Here is a 15,749-nt window from a genome sequence, read left to right as displayed (position 1 = left end):
AGACCGGCGGGATGGCAGGAGGGTCGGCATGAGGATCGGGCGTCGGGAGATACTGGCAGGCGCGGCGGCTTTGGCGGTGCCGGGCGGGCCGGCGCTGGCGCAGAGCCGGGCGGAGACGCTGCGGCAGGTGACGGGCAACACCGTCAACACGCTCGACCCGACCATGCCGGGCTCGACGCGGGAGGCCTTCGGCATCAGCGTCAATGTCTATGACCGGCTGGTGGGGTTCGGGCGGCGGCAGGCGGGGGCGGGATGGGTCTTCGCCCCGGATGTCATCCGCGGCGAGTTGGCGGAGCGGGTCGAGACCAGCGCGGATGGGACGACCTTCACCTTCCACTTGCGGCGCGACGCCAAGTTCCATGACGGGACGCCGGTGACGGCGGAGGACGTGAAATGGTCCTTCGACCGGCATGTGACGGCGCGCTCGCTGGCGGCGGTGCAGATCCAGACCGGCTCCTGGACCAAGGCCGAGCAGTTCCGCGTCGTCGATGCGCATACCTTCGAGGCGAAGGTGGAGCGGCCGGACCGGCTGGCGCTGCCCAATCTCTGCACGCTCTACTGCATGATCATCAACAGCAAGGTGGCGAAGGCGCATGCGACCGCGGATGATCCCTGGGCGCAGGCCTGGCTGAAGGACAATGCGGCGGGGTCGGGCGCCTATCGCGTCGAGAGTTTCAAGCCGGGCGAGCAGGTGATCCTGCGGCGCAACGACGACTGGAAGGGCGGGGCGCTGCCCTTTTTCCGGCGCATCATCAACCAGACGATCCCGGAGGCGGCGACGCGCGCCAACCTGATCGAGCGGGGGGATGCGGACCTTTCCATCGACCTGCAGGCGAGCGACGTGCCGAGCCTGGCGCAGCGGCCGCGGGTGAAGGTGGTGTCCACGCCGCAGTTCAACGCCTTCACCATGGTCGCCTTCAATACGCGGATGACGCCCTTCGACAACGTCAAGCTGCGGCAGGCGGTGGCGGCGGCGCTGCCCTATCAGGACATCTTCAAGGCGGCGCTGTTCGAGCGTGGGGCGGCGCTTTTCGGCGGGGATTGGAGCGAGACGCCGCCGACGGCGCGCTTCCCGCAGCCGATGCCGATGAAGACCGACCTCGCGCGCGCGAGGGCGTTGATGGCGGAGGCGGGCTTCCCTAATGGGTTGGACACCACCTTCTCCTTCAATGTCGGCTCGGCGGCGACGAGCGAGCCGATGGCGGCGCTGGTGAAGGAGTCGCTGGCGCGCATCGGAATCCGCGTCGAGATCCAGAAGCTGCCGGATGCGCAGATCTCGACGATGGTGACGGAGAAGAAGCTGCCCTTCCTCACCGAGACCTCGATCGCCTGGCTGCCATCGACCGACTACTTCTTCCGCAACTTCTTCACCGGCGAGCAGCGGTGGAACTACAGCAGCTGGAACAATGCGGAGATCAACGACCTCACCGCCAAGGCACGGTTCGAGCGTGATCCGGCGGAGTATGAGCGGCTCTGCAAGCGGATGATCGCGGTGCTGGCGGAGGAGGTGCCGCTGATCCTGCTCTGGCAACCGAACCAGGATGCGGTGATGACCCAGGCCATCGATGGCTATACCTATCAGTATCATCGGCAGGTGGATTACCGCGACCTGCGGCGGGCCTGATGCGCGGCGTCGCGGGGCGGGCGGGGCGGCGGTTCGTCTCCTCGCTGCCGGCATTGTTCGGCGTGCTGGTCTTCACCTTCCTGCTGATGCGGGTGCTGCCGGGCGATCCGGCGGTGTTCTTCGCCTCCGGGCCGAATGCGGGGCAGGCGGAGATCGAGGATATCCGGCGGCGAATGGGCCTCGACAAGCCGGTGCCGGAGCAGCTTCTGCTCTACCTGCGTGACATCGGCACGGGGAATCTCGGGCGGTCGATGACCACCGGGCAGCCGGTGCTGAACGACCTGCGCAACCGGCTGCCGGCCTCGCTGGAGCTGACCTTCTGCGCGCTGCTGATCGCGCTGGTGCTGGCGGTGCCGTTGGGGATTCTGGCGGCGCTGAGGCCGGGGTCGGTGGTGGATCATGCGGTAAGGTTGCTGTGTACGTTGGGCGTCTGCGTGCCGACCTTCGTCTCGGGGCTGCTGCTGATCTATGTGCTCTATTACCTGCTCGGGATCGCGCCCGATCCGACGGGGCGGATCGACATCTTCGCCTCGCAGCCGCCGGAGGTGACGGGGTTCCTGCTCGTCGATGCCGCGCTCGCGGGCGACGGGGAGGCGTGGTGGGCGGCGGCGAGGCAGCTCGTGCTGCCGGCCTGCACCATGGCACTCTTCGTACTGGCGCCGCTGGCCAGGATGACCAGGGCGTCGATGCTCGCGGTGCTGACCAGCGACTTCATCCGGACGGGGGAGGCGCTGGGGCTGTCGCGGCGTCGGGTGATCCTCGTCTATGCGCTGCGGAATGCGCTGCTGCCGGTAATCACCATCATGGGGATTGTCTTCTCGACCATGCTGGGGGCGAATGTGCTGGTGGAGAAGGTGTTCTCCTGGCCGGGCGTCGCTTCCTACGCGCTGGATGCGCTGCTTTCCTCCGACTATGCGCCGGTGCAGGGCTTCGTGCTGCTGATGGCCTCCATCTTCGTGCTGGTGAACCTGGTGGTCGATCTGCTCTACGGCATTGCCGATCCGCGGGTGTCGATCGGATGAGCGCGACCTTGCGGCATGTAGGGTGGGTGCTGCGGGGGAATCCCGTGACGCTGCTCGCGGGGTGCGGCTGCGGGCTGCTGGTGCTGGCGGCGCTGCTGGGGCCGTGGATCGTGCCTTACGACCCGATCGCCTCCGATGTGCCGAATGCCTTGCAGGCGCCGGGTGCGGCTCATTGGTTCGGGACGGATCAGCTCGGCCGGGATGTGTTCAGCCGGGTGCTGGTGGCGGCGCGGCTCGACCTGGCGATTGCGGCGTCGGCCGTCAGCCTGTCCTTCATCCTGGGCGCGACGGTCGGCAGCTTCTGCGGCTATGCGGGTGGCAGGCTGGATGCCTGGGTCGGGCGCTTCGTCGATGTGCTGATGGCCTTTCCGCTCTTCGTCCTCGCCATGGCGATGGTGGCGGCGCTCGGCAACCGGGTCGAGAACATCATCTATGCGACGGCGATCATCAACTTGCCCTTCTATATCCGCTTCAGCCGGGCGGAGGTGAATGTCAGGCGGGGGCTGGGTTGGGTGGAGGCGGCGAGGGCCTCGGGCAACAGCCATGCGCGGGTGGTGATGCGCTTCCTGCTGCCGAATGTGCTGCCGGCGATGGCGGTGCAGATCTCGCTCAATCTCGGCTGGGCGATCCTGAATGCGGCGGGGCTGTCCTTCCTCGGGCTCGGCGTCCGGCCGCCGACACCGGAATGGGGGATCATGGTGGCGGAGGGGGCGCGGTTCATCACGACGGGCAAGTGGTGGCTGGTGGCCTGTCCGGGGGCGGCGCTGATGTTCGCAGTGCTCTGCTTCAACCTGCTGGGGGATGGGTTGCGGGACATCCTCGATCCGCGGATGCGGACATGAGAGCGCTGCTCGAGGTCGAGGATCTGCGGGTCGAGTTCGGCACGCGGCATGGGGTGGTGGAGGCGCTCAAGGGCGTCTCGCTGGCGGTCGGGGCGGGGGAGACGCTCGGTATTGTCGGCGAGAGCGGGTCGGGGAAGTCGGTGACGGCGTTCTGCGTCATGCGGCTGCTGGATCGGGCAGGGCGGATCAGCGGGGGGCGCATCCGGTTCCGGGGGGAGGACATCACCCGGGCGGGGCGGCGGGTGCTGGCGCCGCTGCGCGGGGCGGCGATGTCGATGATCTTCCAGAATCCGCGCGCGGCCTTGAACCCGATCCGGCCGGTGGGGGCGCAGATCGCGGATGTGATACGGGCGCATGAGGCGGTGTCGGCGCGGGAGGCAAGGGAGCGGGCGCTGGCGCTGCTGGAGGCGGTGCGCATCCGCGAGCCGGCGCGGCGGCTGGAGGCCTATCCGCATGAGCTGTCGGGGGGGATGTGCCAGCGGGTGATGATCGCCATGGCGATCGCCTGCGAGCCGAGCCTGCTGATCGCCGACGAGCCAACCACGGGGCTCGATGTCACCACCCAGCGGGCGGTGATGGAACTGCTGGCCGAGACCACGGCGCGGCGGGGGATGGCGATGGTGCTCATTACCCATGATCTCGGCCTCGCCGCGCAGTATTGCGGGCGGATCGCGGTGATGGAGCAGGGGCGGGTGGTCGAGGAAGCAGTGCCGGACAGGCTCTTCGGCGCACCAAGACACGCCTATACGCGGCGGCTGGTGGCGGCCTCGCCACGGCGGGACTCGACCGTCGCCGGGCTGGTGGGGGAGCGCGAACCGGAGACGGTGACATCGAGCGGGCGGCGGCTGCTGGAGGTCGCGGGGCTGCGCAAGGAGTTCGGCGGAGCGGCGGCGGTGGAAGGCGTCTCCTTCCATCTCGATGCGGGAGAAAGCCTGGGGCTCGTCGGGGAAAGCGGGTCGGGGAAGAGCACGATCTCGCGGCTGGTCTGCCGACTGCTCGATCCGACGGCGGGGAGCATCCGCTTCGAGGGGGAGGAAATCGGGGCGATTTCGGCGGGGCGGTTCCATAGGAGCCCGTGGCGGAAGGACATCCAGCTGGTCTTCCAGGATCATGGGGAGAGCCTCAATCCGCGGTTCTCCGCCTTCGACTGCATCGCCGATCCGCTCAGGCGGCTGTTGGGGATGCGGGAGGGGGCGGTGCTGCGCACGCGGGTGGAGGAGTGCGCGGCGAGGGTCGGGCTGCCGCGGGAGTTGCTTGGGCGGTTCCCGCATCAGCTTTCGGGCGGGCAGAAGGCGCGGGTCGGCATCGCGCGGGCGATCGCGCCGGGGCCGCGGCTGCTGGTGCTGGACGAGCCGACGGCGGCGCTCGATGTCTCGGTGCAGGCGGTGGTGCTGCACCTGCTCGACCGGCTGCGGCGGGAGGAGGGGCTGGCCTATCTCTTCGTCAGCCATGACCTCAACGTGGTGCGGATGATGTGCGAGCGGACCATCGTGCTGCAGGCCGGGCGGGTGGTGGAGGAGGGGCGGAGCGAGGCGCTCTTCGCCGCGCCGAAGGCCGGCTACACGCGAGAGCTGCTGGCGGCGATCCCGCATTTCGAGCCCGAGCCCGAAGCAGTCCTAGAGTGAAATTTGGTCGATCGACTGTCCGTGTCGCTTGCCGGGGGGTGGGGGCGTGATTAGCCTTCGACCCATCTGGGAGGAGACGGATCATGGCTGCTGCCGAACTCGGCATGCTGGCGCCCGAGGCTCCGGAGGCGCTGTCCACCGCCGGGCCGGTGGAGCGGGCGCGGGCGCTGATCCCCCTGCTGGAAGCCGTGGCGCCGGAGATGGAGCGGGCGCGCGAGCTGCCGCCGGCGGTGCTGGAGGCGCTCCGGGCCAATGATTTCTTTCGTCTGCTGACCCCGCCGGAGCTCGGCGGCCAAGCGCTGCCGCTGCCGGTCTATGCCGAGGTCATCGAGGCGCTGGCGATCGGTGATGCGAGCACCGCCTGGTGCGTGAACCAGGGAAATGTCTCGGCGCTCAGCTCGGCGACCTATCTTTCGCCCGAGGTGGCGCGGCGGTTCTTCGGCGACCGGGACAGCGGGCTGGCCTGGGGGGCGCAGCATACCCGCGCCGCGGCGGTGCCGGTGGCGGGCGGCTGGCGGGTGACGGGGCGCTGGGACTTCGCCAGCGGCAACCGGCATGCACGCCTGCTCGGCGCCCATGTGCCGGTGACGGAGGCGGATGGCTCGGCGCGGGCGGGCAAGCCGGAATTCGTCACCGTGCTGTTTCCGCGCGAGCAGGCGAACATCACCGAAGACTGGGCGGCGCTCGGCCTGCGCGGGACGGGAAGTGATACCTATGAGGTGCGCGACCTCTTCGTCCCCGAGAGCCATGCCTGCTTCCGCGACAAGCCGGAGGGGAGGCGGCAGCATGAGCCGGTCTCACTCTTCTCCTCGCATCTCTGCTACGCCTCGGGCTTTGCCGCGGTGGCGCTGGGGACGGCGCGGGGGCTGCTCGACCGCTACATCGCGCTTGCGCGCGGCAAGGCGGCGCGGGCGGCGGCGCAGCCGATGCGGGAGAATCACTGCGTCCAGTCCGAGGTCGCCCGGCTGGAGGCGCGGCTGCGGGCCTGCCGGATGTACCTGCTCGGGACGGTGCGAGAGGCCTGGGCAGAGGTGACGGGGACCGGGGCGCTCAGCCTCGAGACCCGCATGGCGCTGCGGCTCGCCACGACCACGGTGATGGGGGATGCGACGGAGGTGTCCGTCGCCTGCTACCGGGCGGGGGGGACGACGGCGATCCTGGAATCGGAGCCCTTCGAGCGGCGGTTCCGCGATGCGATGTGCGTCTCGCAGCATCTCCAGGCCAATCCCTGGCACCTGGAGATGGTGGGGCGGCATCTGCTCGGGGTGGAGCAGCCGATTGCCTTCCTGTGATGCCCCGGCACAGTCGCTGAGGAAGGGGCTTCCTTCCCGCAGCGGGCTGGGCTAAGGGAAGGGCGCGCTGGACCCGTAGCTCAGCTGGATAGAGCGTTGCCCTCCGAAGGCAAAGGTCGTACGTTCGAATCGTATCGGGTCCGCCATTTTCCTCACGCCATCGCCCGCTCCGGCTTCGCCGAGCTCATCCAGGTCTGGCGGCCCATCCTGTACAAAAGATGCAGGCGCAGGGGGTGGTCCTCGGGCAGCCGGGGATGGTCGAATGTGCCGGTCGGGCGCATGCCCAGCTTCGCCATCAGCAGCCAGGACGGCGCATTGCCCGGCACGGTGAAGGCGACGATCTCGCCGAGGCCGATGCGGCCGAAACCGGCGGCAAGCGAGAGGCGCGCGGCCTCCTCGGCATAGCCCTGGCGTTGGTGGGCGGTGGCGATGCGCCAGCCAATCTCGACGGCGGGGGTGAAATCGGCTTGCCAAGGAATGGCCAGCAGGCCGACAGCGCCGACCAGCCCGGGCTCCGCCCTGCGTTCCACCGCCCAGAAGCCCCAGCCATGCTCGGCGAAATGCGCCTCGATGCGGTCGAGCCAGGCATCGCTCTCGGCCCGGCTCATCGGGGCCGGGAAGTGGCGCATCACCGCCGGGTCGGCATTGATGGCGGCGAGCGGCGCGCGGTCTTCGGCCCGCCAGGGGCGGAGGCGGAGGCGCGGACCTTCGAGCGTCAGGGGCGCGGGCATCATGCTGGCATCGCCCGGTGTGGCCGGTTCGGCAAGCCCCTGCTTCGTACGAATTCGCGCCCCGGGCCGCTTCGGTCTACAGAGGCGGGGAGGCAGGCGTTGACGCCGCGCCGCCGCCGGGGGAGACGCTTCCGGGAGCGAGATGCAAGGATGATGCTGGGATGACGGAAGCCGCACCACCCGCGGGGCTGGGCCTCGCCCGATCCGAAGGGGCCCTGGCCGGCCTCAGGGTGATCGACCTGACGCGGGTGCTCGGCGGGCCCTACTGCACCATGGTGCTCTCCGACCACGGCGCCGAGGTGATCAAGCTGGAGCCGCCGCAGGGCGACGAGGTGCGCGATTGGGGCCCGCCCTTCAACGAGGCGGGGGATGCCAGCTATTTCGTCGGCGTCAACCGGAACAAGCGCTCGGTGGGGCTCGATCTCTCCAAGCCGGAGGGGCGCGAGGTGCTGCTGCGGCTGCTCGAGGGTGCCGATGTGCTGGTCGAGAATTTCAAGCCGGGCAGCATGGAGAAATGGGGCCTCGGCTATGAGGCGGTGCTCAAGCAGCGCTTCCCCGCGTTGGTGCATTGCCGGGTTTCCGGCTTCGGTGGCGAGGGGCCGCTGGGTGGCTTCCCCGGCTATGACGCCGTGCTGCAGGCGATGACGGGGCTGATGTCGATCAACGGCACCGAGGATAGCGGGCCGACGCGGCTCGGGACGCCGATCGTCGACATCGCCACCGGCCTGTTCAGCACCATCGGCATCCTGATGGCGCTGCAGGAGCGGGCGCGGAGCGGGCTTGGGCAGTATGTGGACATGACGCTGCATGACTGCGGCATGGCGCTGTTGCATCCGCATGCGGCCAACTACTTCCTCAATGGCAAGCGGCCGCGGGCGACCGGCAATCCGCACCCGAACCTCGTGCCCTATTCGAAGTTCCGCACGCGGACCTGCGAGATCTTCATCGCTGCCGGCAACGACCCGGCCTTCCGCAAATTCTGCGACTTCCTCGGCCTGCCGGAACTGGCGAAGGATGAGCGCTTCGCCACCAACGGCGCCCGCGTCGTCAACCGGGAGGCATTGACCGAGGTGCTGGAACGGCGCTTCGCCGATGAGGACGGGCATGAGTTGACGCGGCGGATGCTGGCCGTCGGCCTGCCGGCCGGGCCGGTGCTGCATGTGGATGAGGCGATGGCGGCGGCGCATACGGCGCACCGCGAGATGGTGACGGAGCTGGGCGGCTACCGCGGGGTGGGGACGCCGATCAAGCTGTCCCGCACGCCGGGGGGCACGCGGGCGGAGCCGCCGCGCTATGCCGAGCACACCGACAGCGTGTTGGCTTCCCATGGTTTTTCCGAGGCTGAGCTGGCGGCGCTGCGCGCCTCCGGCGTTCTGGTGGATGCACGGCGCAAATGAGCGGCACGACCCCCCCGCTGCTGCGACTGCAGCCGATCGAGAACCGGGCCGAGGTGCAGGCGCAGTTTGAGGCCTGGCGCCAGGCACTGGCTACGGACGAGCGCTTCAAGGGCGCGCGGAACAGCTTCAAGGAGGCCGGGGAGCCGGTGAAGGGCGCCTTCGAGTGGCGGGCCAACCTTCGCCCCGCCGGTGTGCCGGCCGGGCTCGACATCATCATCCGGCTGAACGACGTCTCGGCCTCCTACACGCCGCTCGACCGGGGAGCGTCAGGCGCCTTCGGGCGGGATCCGGCGGATGGGGCGATCTATGCGCTGCGGCAATGGTACGATTCCAAGCGCATCGGTAGCAAGCCGCTGAAGGAGGAGAGCCTCGCGCAATACGGCGCCCCGCAGAGCGCGGAGCTGAATTACCCGGCCTCGCAGGGGAATGCAGGGCGGGGGCGCCTCTACTTGGTGCTGGCGCGGCTGACTGAGCCGGCGGCGGTGGGGCAGGAATGCTTCGAGGCACTGTCCGGCTTCCATCGCGTCGCTGCACTGGCGCGCGAGGAGCTCTGGTAAGGCTTCCGGCTCTGCAACCATGACCTGGTTGCGCGCTTATCCAGCGAGGCGGCATGGCGCCGCCGGTTCGTGGATGAGGCAGGGTATGTGGCGGGCATTGGGCGTGGCGACGGCCGTGGTCATGGCGGCGGGCATCGGCTTCGCGGCGCTGGCGGTCGGGCCGGCGGCGCGGGCGCCGGAAGTGGCGGCTGCCTCGCCGGAGCAGGTACTGACCCAGGCGGCGGAGGACTCGCTCCGCCGGCGGCTGCGCAACCCGCCGAACCTCGCCTTCTCCGATCTTCGCGTGGTGCGCTTCGGCCCGGAGGATGAGCGGGCGGTCTGCGGCAAGGCGGGCGGGGTGGATTTCATCCTGCGCGTGCTGCTGCCGCGCGATGGCTCCCTGCCGCAGGAGCGTGACGGGCGGGGCTTCGCCTACACGACGGTGCTGGAGCAGGGGCCGGGCCTGCCGCTGATGAGCGGGGCAGCGGAGCGCTTCTGCCGCGACGGTGGGGCGCTGGTGGCGCGGGCCACCGGACCGGCGCCCTCACCCGATGCGGCGCCGGCGGCACCCGTGCCGGCGCAGTTGGTGGCCGCGGCCCAGGGCAGCGGGCCGGGAAGCCTGATGGTGAGCGAGGCGGGTGGCGCGGTGCAGGTGCGGAGCAATGCCAATCTGCGGGCGGCGCCGCTCGGTGGCTCCGAGGTGCTGGGGGTGCTGCCGCAGGGCTCGGCGCTGCGGGTTTTTGCCCGGGCGCCGGGCGGCTGGGTGCAGGTCGGGGATGCGTCGCCGCAGGGCTGGGTGCATGCCAGCCTGTTGTCAGGGGCTAACTAGCGTCCTGCCCCGTCCGTTCAGGGGTGCTGCCCGCGAACGGAAGGGAAGAGCGGCCGGTGGAGCCGGTCCGATCGAGTGGGTTATGCCTGCCGGGTCACCACCTCTGCGGCGGTGGCTGGTGGCCGGGAGGGGGGTCCGGGAACCAGGCGCGGTACTCGCCCGGCGGCAGATGGCCCGACGGGATGCGGGGCTGGGCGTAGTGCCGATAGCCGCCGCGCCGCTCGCCCTCGTACCGGTGATCGCGCCGGTCCCATTGGTGCCGGTTCCAGCCGCCCCTGTCCCGGTGGCCATCCCAGCGCTCGGCGCGGTGATGGCCTCGGCCATGGCCGCTCTCGTCCTTCCAGGGGTCGGCCAAGCCGAGGCTTGGGACGGCAAGGGCCAAGGCCAGGACGGCTGCGCATAATTTCGCTGGAGGCACCATGTCAGCCTCGATTGCTTCATCGTCGGGCTAACACCGGGAACACGGAAACGCCGTAGCGCCGGTGGGGCAATTTCATGGCTCACCGCGAGCGACGCCTGCTGGGCGCGTCGCCAAAAGGGAGTTCGAGGCTGCGGCCCGATGTTGCCATGGTGAAGGGGCGGCCTCCGGCAGCGGCGCCAGCGGGGACGGGGTGAAATGCTCGAAGCGCGCCCGGTCAGCAAGCCAGGCGGGCCGCAGCGATAGGCCTCCGTGCCGAGGGAGGGCAGGCCGAGCAGCGCCGAGGCCAGGGCGGCCGGTGTGTGTATCGTGCGGGGTGATGCGGCTGCCGCCAGGGTGCAAGCGGAACAACGGCCAGCCATACGAGTCAGCGCATGCCGCGCGCCGTCATGTTGCGGCGGTGCTGCTCGGGCCGCAGCCCGATGCCATGGTCGTGGCGGATGGCTTCCAGCGCTTCCTCCTTGGAGAGGGCGACCTGGCGGCCGGCTTCGGGGTTCGGCGAGTGGAAGCCCTTCCCGCTGCCGATGCGGTAGCGGTCGTCGGAGGATGCCCTCGCCCGCGACGGGCTCGGTCGCTTCCATGGCGCGGGCGATACTTCAAGCGCCAGGGGGTGCCCGCTTTTGTGGCTTGCGCGATGGCGGCAATGGCCGCTCAAATGCAATTGTCCAGGAGAACGAAGGCGCCGACCCGGAATCGGGCATGCGCCATGAGGGGGAGGCTTTGCATGACCGACCGCCACGGTCCGTCACGGTGCCTTGTGCAGTCTGGCCCGGATTCGGGTGGCTGACGGGATGTCTCTGCTCGAGGTGCGGGACGTGGTGGTGCGCTTCGGCGGCGTCACCGCGGTGGCCGGCGTCTCCTTCGATGTGGAGGAGCGCCAGATCTGCGGGCTGATCGGCCCGAACGGGGCGGGCAAGACCACGCTCTTCAACGTCATCAGCGGCATCTACAAGCCGACCGAGGGACAGGTGCGCTTCGCCGGGCAGATGGCGACGGGGCTGCCGCGGCATCGCATGGCGCCGCTCGGGCTGGGGCGGACCTTCCAGAACCTGGCGCTGTTCCGCAGCATGACGGTGCAAGAGAACGTGCTGGCCGGCGCCCATGCCGAGGGGCATGCGGGCTTTCTCGCCAATGCGCTCCGGCTGCCTTCGGCGCGGCGCGAGGAAGCGGCCGCCGCCGAGCAGGCGCGCTCGCTGCTGGCGTTGCTCGACCTCGAGGCCGTGGCGGATGTGCCGGTGGCCTCGCTGCCCTTCGGCACGCAGAAGCGCGTGGAGATGGCGCGCGCCCTGATCGGCAGGCCGAAGCTGCTGCTGCTCGACGAGCCGGCGGGCGGGCTGAACCATGGCGAGGTGGATGGGCTCGCGCAGCTGCTACGCGACATCAAGCGGAATTTCGAGCTGAGCATCCTGTTGGTCGAGCACCACATGAACCTCGTCATGCGCGTCTCCGACAAGGTGGTGGCGCTCGACTTCGGCAAGAAGATCGCGGATGGGTCGCCGGCCGAGGTGCGGTCCGACCCGGAGGTGATCCGCGCCTATCTCGGGGCGGAGGCCGCGGCGCATGCTGCTTGAGGTGAAGGGCATGCAGGCGGGCTACGGGCAAACGCATGTGTTGCACGGGCTCGACTTCATCGTCGAGCAGGGCGGCGTCACCGCGCTGCTCGGCGCCAACGGGGCGGGAAAGACGACAACGCTGCGGGCCATCTGCGGCATGGTGAAGACCGAGGGTGACGTCACCTTCCTCGGCGAGCGGATCACCGGACGGGCGACGGAGGATATCGCGCGGCGGGGCCTCGCCCATGTGCCGGATGGGCGCGGCACCTTCATGGAGCTGTCGGTCGAGGAGAATTTCCGGCTCGGCGCCTATGTGCGGCGGGATGGCGAGGTGCGGGCCGACTTCGAGCGGATGTTCGAGTGGTTTCCCCGCCTGAAGCAGCGCTGGCGGCAGCAGGCGGGCACGCTCTCGGGCGGCGAGCAGCAGATGCTGGCGATCGCGCGCGCCTTGTTGCTCAGGCCAAAGCTGCTGCTGCTCGACGAGCCGAGCTTCGGCCTCGCGCCGCTGATCGTGCAAGAGATCTTCGGCATCATGCGGCGTATTCGCGAGGAGAGCGGCGTCGGCATCCTGCTGGTCGAGCAGAATGCCAATCTCGCGCTGGAGCTGGCAGACCGGGCCTACCTTCTGGAGACGGGGCGCATCGTCGTCTCAGGCCCCGCCGCCGAGATCCGTGAGGACGAGGCCATCCGCCGGTCCTATCTGGGGTATTGAGAGCATGGACGGCTTCGCGCACCAGATCATCGCGGGCATCGCCACCGGGGGCATCTATGCCTCCGTCGCGCTGGCGCTGGTGATGATCTACCAGGCCACGCATCATGTGAATTTCGCGCAAGGGGAGATGGCCACGCTCTCCACCTTTATCGCCTGGTCGATGGTGGAGGCGGGCTTTCCCTACTGGATCGCCTTCGCGGCGACGGTGATGCTTTCCTTCCTCATCGGCGTGCTGGTGGAGCGGCTGCTGATGCGGCCGGTGCAGAATGCGCCGGTGCTGACGCATGTCGGCGTCTTCATCGGGCTGCTGCTGATCGTCGGTAACATGACGGGATGGATCTTCGGCTATACGACGAAGGTCTATCCGAGCCCCTTTACCAGCAGCGGGCCGCTGATGGGCGGGCTCATCTCGGCGCATGAGCTGGGCAGCACGGCGGTGACGCTGGTGGTGCTGACGCTCGTTTTCCTGTTCTTCCGTTACACCTCGCTCGGGCTGGCGATGCGGGCGGCGGCCTACAACCCGCGCTCGGCAAGACTGGTCGGCATCCGCGTCGGTTGGATGCTGGCGCTGGGCTGGGGGCTGGCGGCGGCGATCGGCGCGGTCGCGGGGATGATGGTGGCGCCGGTCGTCTTCCTTGATCCGAGCATGATGACGGGCATCCTGCTCTATGCCTTCGCCGGCGCGCTGATCGGCGGCATCGACAACCCGCTCGGCGCCGTCATCGGCGGTTTCGCGGTCGGCGTGCTGGAGAACCTGGCAGGGGCCTATGTGGTGGGCACCGAGCTGAAGCTGACCGTCGCCTTGGCGATCATCATCGGCGTGCTGGTCGTGCGGCCTTCGGGGCTGCTTGGCCGTGTCGTCACGAGCAGGGTGTGAGGGTCCGATGAGCGCGAGCGAGAACGTTGCGATCCCCGCGACCATCCCGCAGGCGGTGCCGGTGCGGCGAGGCATGCCGGCCTGGCAGGTCGCCCTCGTCGTGCTGGGCGGGCTGGTGGTGGCGATCGCCCCCGCCTTCGTGCTGGAGAGCTTCCCGCTGTTCCAGCTCACCATGGCGGTGATCATGGGACTCGCGGTGCTCGGGCTGAACATGGTGACCGGCTTCAGCGGGCAGATCTCGCTCGGGCACGGCGCCTTCTTCGCGCTCGGCGCCTATGCGACGGCGATCCTGATGTCGCATCTCGATTGGTCGTTCTGGGCGACGCTGCCGGTCTCGGCGGTGGTCTGCGGGCTGGTCGGCTACGGCATCGGCTTCCCGGCGCTCCGGCTCGGCGGACTCTACTTGGCGCTGACTACCTTCTCGCTCGCCGTCGCAGTGCCGCAGATCCTCAAGCACAAGTCGATCGAGGACTGGACGGGCGGCGTGCAGGGGCTGTTCCTGGTCAAGCCGGATGCGCCCTCCTGGCTGCCCGTCGCGCTGACGCCGGACCAATGGATGTACTTCGTCGCCGTAGCGGTGGCGGGCATCTGCTTCCTGCTGTGCTGGAACCTCATCCGCGGGCGCATCGGCCGGGCGCTGATGGCGACGCGCGACCATCAGACGGCCGCCGAAGCCATGGGGATGGACACCGCGACGCTGAAGACGCGGGCTTTCGCGGTCAGCGCCATGGTGACGGGGATCGCGGGCTCGCTCTCGGCCGTCGCGGTGGAGTTCGTGGCGCCGGACAGTTTCAGCCTGATGGTGTCCATCACACTCTTCGTCGGCATGGTGGTGGGGGGCGTCGCCTCCATCCTGGGCTCGCTCTTCGGCGGGCTGTTCGTGCTCTTCGTGCCGAACATCGCCGAGGCGATCTCCAAGGCCGCGCCGGGGGTGATCTACGGCATCCTGCTCATCGCCTTTCTTTTCATCCTGCCGGATGGTTTCGCCGGGCTGCTGCGGCGTGTTGCCGGGCGGCTGCGCGGGCGGGGCTGACGGCCAAAGACCGGGACCCGACACATGACCCTGCATCGCCGTGCCTTGCTGACCGGGGGCGTCGCCGCCCTCGCCCTGCCCAATATCGCGCCCGCGCAGGAAGCGCCGGGGGTGACGGCGAGCGAGATCCGCATCGGCAGCACCAATGCGCTGTCGGGCCCAGCCTCCTCCTATTCCGTCATCTCGCGCTGCCTCTCGGCGATGTTCAAGCGGGTGAACGACCAGGGCGGCATCGCGGGGAAGCAGGTCAATTTCATCGTCTATGACGACAATTACGCGCCGCCGCGGACGCTGGAGCAGACAAGGCGCCTGGTGGAACAGGACAAGGTGGCCTTCCTGTTCAACCAGCTCGGCACGCCGACCAACAGCGCGATCCACCGCTATGTGAACCAGCGGAAGGTGCCACATCTCTTCCTCGCCACCGGCGCGGACAAGTGGGCGCAGCCGCAGGAGTATCCCTGGACGATCGGCTGGCAGCCGAGCTACCGGACCGAGGCGCAGATCTACACCAAGTACATCCTGGAGCAGCGGCCGCAGGCGAAGATCGGCGTGCTCTACCAGAACGATGATTTCGGCAAGGACTACGTCAACGGCGTGCGCGACGTGCTGGGGCCGCGCTTCGACTCCATGGTCAAGCTCGTTTCGCATGAGGCGACGGATGCGACGATCGACAGCCAGATCGTCACCTTGCAGGGCTCCGGCATCGATGCGCTGGCCTGCGGCATCATCCCGCGCTTCGCGGCGCAGGCGATCCGCAAGGTCTACGACATTGGCTGGAAGCCGATGATGTTCATGACCAACGTCTCCGTCTCGGGCTCCATCGTCATGCAGCCGGCGGGGGCGGAGAAGGGCATCGGCCTCATCACCTCCGACTACCGCAAGGACCAGTCGGACCCGGCTTGGGCGGACGATCCGGGCATGAACGAGTGGCGCGACTTCATGCGCCGCTACATCCCGGACGGGGAGCTGGGTGACAACAACTATACCTATGGCTACGGCGCCGGCAGCACGATGATCCAGGTGCTGCGGCAGTGCGGCAACAACTTCAGCCGCGAGAATGTCATGAAGCAGGCGACGAACATCGCGCCGCTCGAGATCGGTACCTTGCTGCCGGGGGTGAAGGTCTCGACCACGCCAACGAACTACCACCCGATCCGGCACATGCAGCTGCAGAAGTGGGACGGCAAGTCCTGGGTGCGGTTCGGGGGCGTGATCGAGGGCGCCAACGTGTAGGGACCAGCGCGGGAAGGGAGGCGGG

Annotated in this window: 16 protein-coding genes and 1 tRNA gene; 14 read left to right on the top strand and 3 right to left on the bottom strand. The window is 69.1% G+C overall.

Annotation, left to right across the window (positions count from 1 at the left end):
• Window positions 1-28: 28 nt before the first annotated feature.
• The 6 genes from LH62_RS00810 to LH62_RS00785 all read left to right on the top strand — a co-directional run bounded on the left by LH62_RS00810 (window position 29) and on the right by LH62_RS00785 (window position 6,551).
• Window positions 29-1,624: an ABC transporter substrate-binding protein gene (locus LH62_RS00810; protein WP_043358651.1), complete on the top strand. Its 1,596-nt coding sequence runs from the start codon at window positions 29-31 to the stop codon at window positions 1,622-1,624.
• Entirely contained in the window at window positions 1,624-2,646 is a 1,023-nt protein-coding gene (locus tag LH62_RS00805) for an ABC transporter permease (protein WP_144404320.1), read from the top strand. Before LH62_RS00810 ends, LH62_RS00805 begins: the two co-directional genes overlap by 1 nt.
• Window positions 2,643-3,488, top strand: a complete 846-nt coding sequence (locus LH62_RS00800; protein ID WP_043358647.1) for an ABC transporter permease — start codon at window positions 2,643-2,645, stop codon at window positions 3,486-3,488. Before LH62_RS00805 ends, LH62_RS00800 begins: the two co-directional genes overlap by 4 nt.
• On the top strand, window positions 3,485-5,113 hold the full coding sequence (gene nikE, locus LH62_RS00795) for an ABC transporter ATP-binding protein (RefSeq protein ID WP_043358644.1): 1,629 nt from the start codon (window positions 3,485-3,487) through the stop codon (window positions 5,111-5,113). Before LH62_RS00800 ends, nikE begins: the two co-directional genes overlap by 4 nt.
• 83 nt (window positions 5,114-5,196) lie before the next feature.
• The gene (locus LH62_RS00790) at window positions 5,197-6,405 is read left to right on the top strand and encodes an acyl-CoA dehydrogenase family protein (protein ID WP_052213546.1); all 1,209 of its coding nucleotides are present in this window, start codon (window positions 5,197-5,199) and stop codon (window positions 6,403-6,405) included.
• A gap of 69 nt (window positions 6,406-6,474) precedes the next feature.
• Window positions 6,475-6,551: transfer RNA gene (locus tag LH62_RS00785), tRNA-Arg, on the top strand.
• Window positions 6,552-6,557: 6 nt separating this feature from the next.
• On the opposite strand, the gene LH62_RS00780 is transcribed toward LH62_RS00785, so the two are convergent.
• The gene (locus LH62_RS00780; RefSeq protein ID WP_043358641.1) at window positions 6,558-7,139 is read right to left on the bottom strand and encodes a GNAT family N-acetyltransferase; all 582 of its coding nucleotides are present in this window, start codon (window positions 7,137-7,139) and stop codon (window positions 6,558-6,560) included.
• Window positions 7,140-7,297: 158 nt separating this feature from the next.
• On the opposite strand from LH62_RS00780, the gene LH62_RS00775 reads away from it, so the two are divergent.
• The 3 genes from LH62_RS00775 (at window position 7,298) to LH62_RS32495 (ending at window position 9,898) form a co-directional block, all read left to right on the top strand.
• Window positions 7,298-8,533: a CaiB/BaiF CoA-transferase family protein gene (locus LH62_RS00775; RefSeq protein WP_052213545.1), complete on the top strand. Its 1,236-nt coding sequence runs from the start codon at window positions 7,298-7,300 to the stop codon at window positions 8,531-8,533.
• Window positions 8,530-9,090 carry a hypothetical protein gene (locus LH62_RS00770; RefSeq protein WP_043358640.1) on the top strand — a complete coding sequence of 187 codons (561 nt, stop codon included), beginning with the start codon at window positions 8,530-8,532 and terminating at the stop codon, window positions 9,088-9,090. The genes LH62_RS00775 and LH62_RS00770 overlap by 4 nt, the downstream gene beginning before the upstream one ends.
• Window positions 9,091-9,175: 85 nt before the next feature.
• The gene (locus LH62_RS32495; RefSeq protein WP_043358638.1) at window positions 9,176-9,898 is read left to right on the top strand and encodes an SH3 domain-containing protein; all 723 of its coding nucleotides are present in this window, start codon (window positions 9,176-9,178) and stop codon (window positions 9,896-9,898) included.
• A 94-nt stretch (window positions 9,899-9,992) separates the two neighbouring features.
• On the opposite strand, the gene LH62_RS30030 is transcribed toward LH62_RS32495, so the two are convergent.
• Both LH62_RS30030 and LH62_RS27880 read right to left on the bottom strand, forming a co-directional pair.
• Window positions 9,993-10,280 (bottom strand): hypothetical protein, encoded by a 288-nt coding sequence (locus tag LH62_RS30030; RefSeq protein WP_144404319.1) that lies wholly within the window; start codon window positions 10,278-10,280, stop codon window positions 9,993-9,995.
• A gap of 403 nt (window positions 10,281-10,683) precedes the next feature.
• Window positions 10,684-10,971 carry a hypothetical protein gene (locus tag LH62_RS27880; RefSeq protein ID WP_052213543.1) on the bottom strand — a complete coding sequence of 96 codons (288 nt, stop codon included), beginning with the start codon at window positions 10,969-10,971 and terminating at the stop codon, window positions 10,684-10,686.
• Between the two features lie 136 nt (window positions 10,972-11,107).
• Between LH62_RS27880 and LH62_RS00755 the strand changes: the two genes are divergently transcribed.
• Genes LH62_RS00755 through LH62_RS00735 form a run of 5 tightly spaced genes read left to right on the top strand, consistent with a single transcriptional unit; the run spans window position 11,108 to window position 15,724 of the window.
• Window positions 11,108-11,887, top strand: coding sequence for an ABC transporter ATP-binding protein (locus LH62_RS00755; RefSeq protein WP_043358637.1), 780 nt, complete (start codon window positions 11,108-11,110; stop codon window positions 11,885-11,887).
• Window positions 11,877-12,581 (top strand): ABC transporter ATP-binding protein, encoded by a 705-nt coding sequence (locus tag LH62_RS00750; protein WP_043358636.1) that lies wholly within the window; start codon window positions 11,877-11,879, stop codon window positions 12,579-12,581. Before LH62_RS00755 ends, LH62_RS00750 begins: the two co-directional genes overlap by 11 nt.
• 4 nt (window positions 12,582-12,585) lie before the next feature.
• Complete coding sequence (locus tag LH62_RS00745; protein ID WP_043358635.1) at window positions 12,586-13,458, top strand: branched-chain amino acid ABC transporter permease; 873 nt, start codon at window positions 12,586-12,588, stop codon at window positions 13,456-13,458.
• 7 nt (window positions 13,459-13,465) lie between these two features.
• The gene (locus tag LH62_RS00740) at window positions 13,466-14,491 is read left to right on the top strand and encodes a branched-chain amino acid ABC transporter permease (RefSeq protein WP_043358634.1); all 1,026 of its coding nucleotides are present in this window, start codon (window positions 13,466-13,468) and stop codon (window positions 14,489-14,491) included.
• Between the two features lie 24 nt (window positions 14,492-14,515).
• Entirely contained in the window at window positions 14,516-15,724 is a 1,209-nt protein-coding gene (locus LH62_RS00735; RefSeq protein WP_043358632.1) for an ABC transporter substrate-binding protein, read from the top strand.
• Window positions 15,725-15,749: the final 25 nt, after the last annotated feature.

This window comes from Belnapia sp. F-4-1, assembly GCF_000802185.1.
Taxonomy (GTDB): domain Bacteria; phylum Pseudomonadota; class Alphaproteobacteria; order Acetobacterales; family Acetobacteraceae; genus Belnapia.
This window is presented reverse-complemented; position numbering and strand designations above follow the sequence as displayed.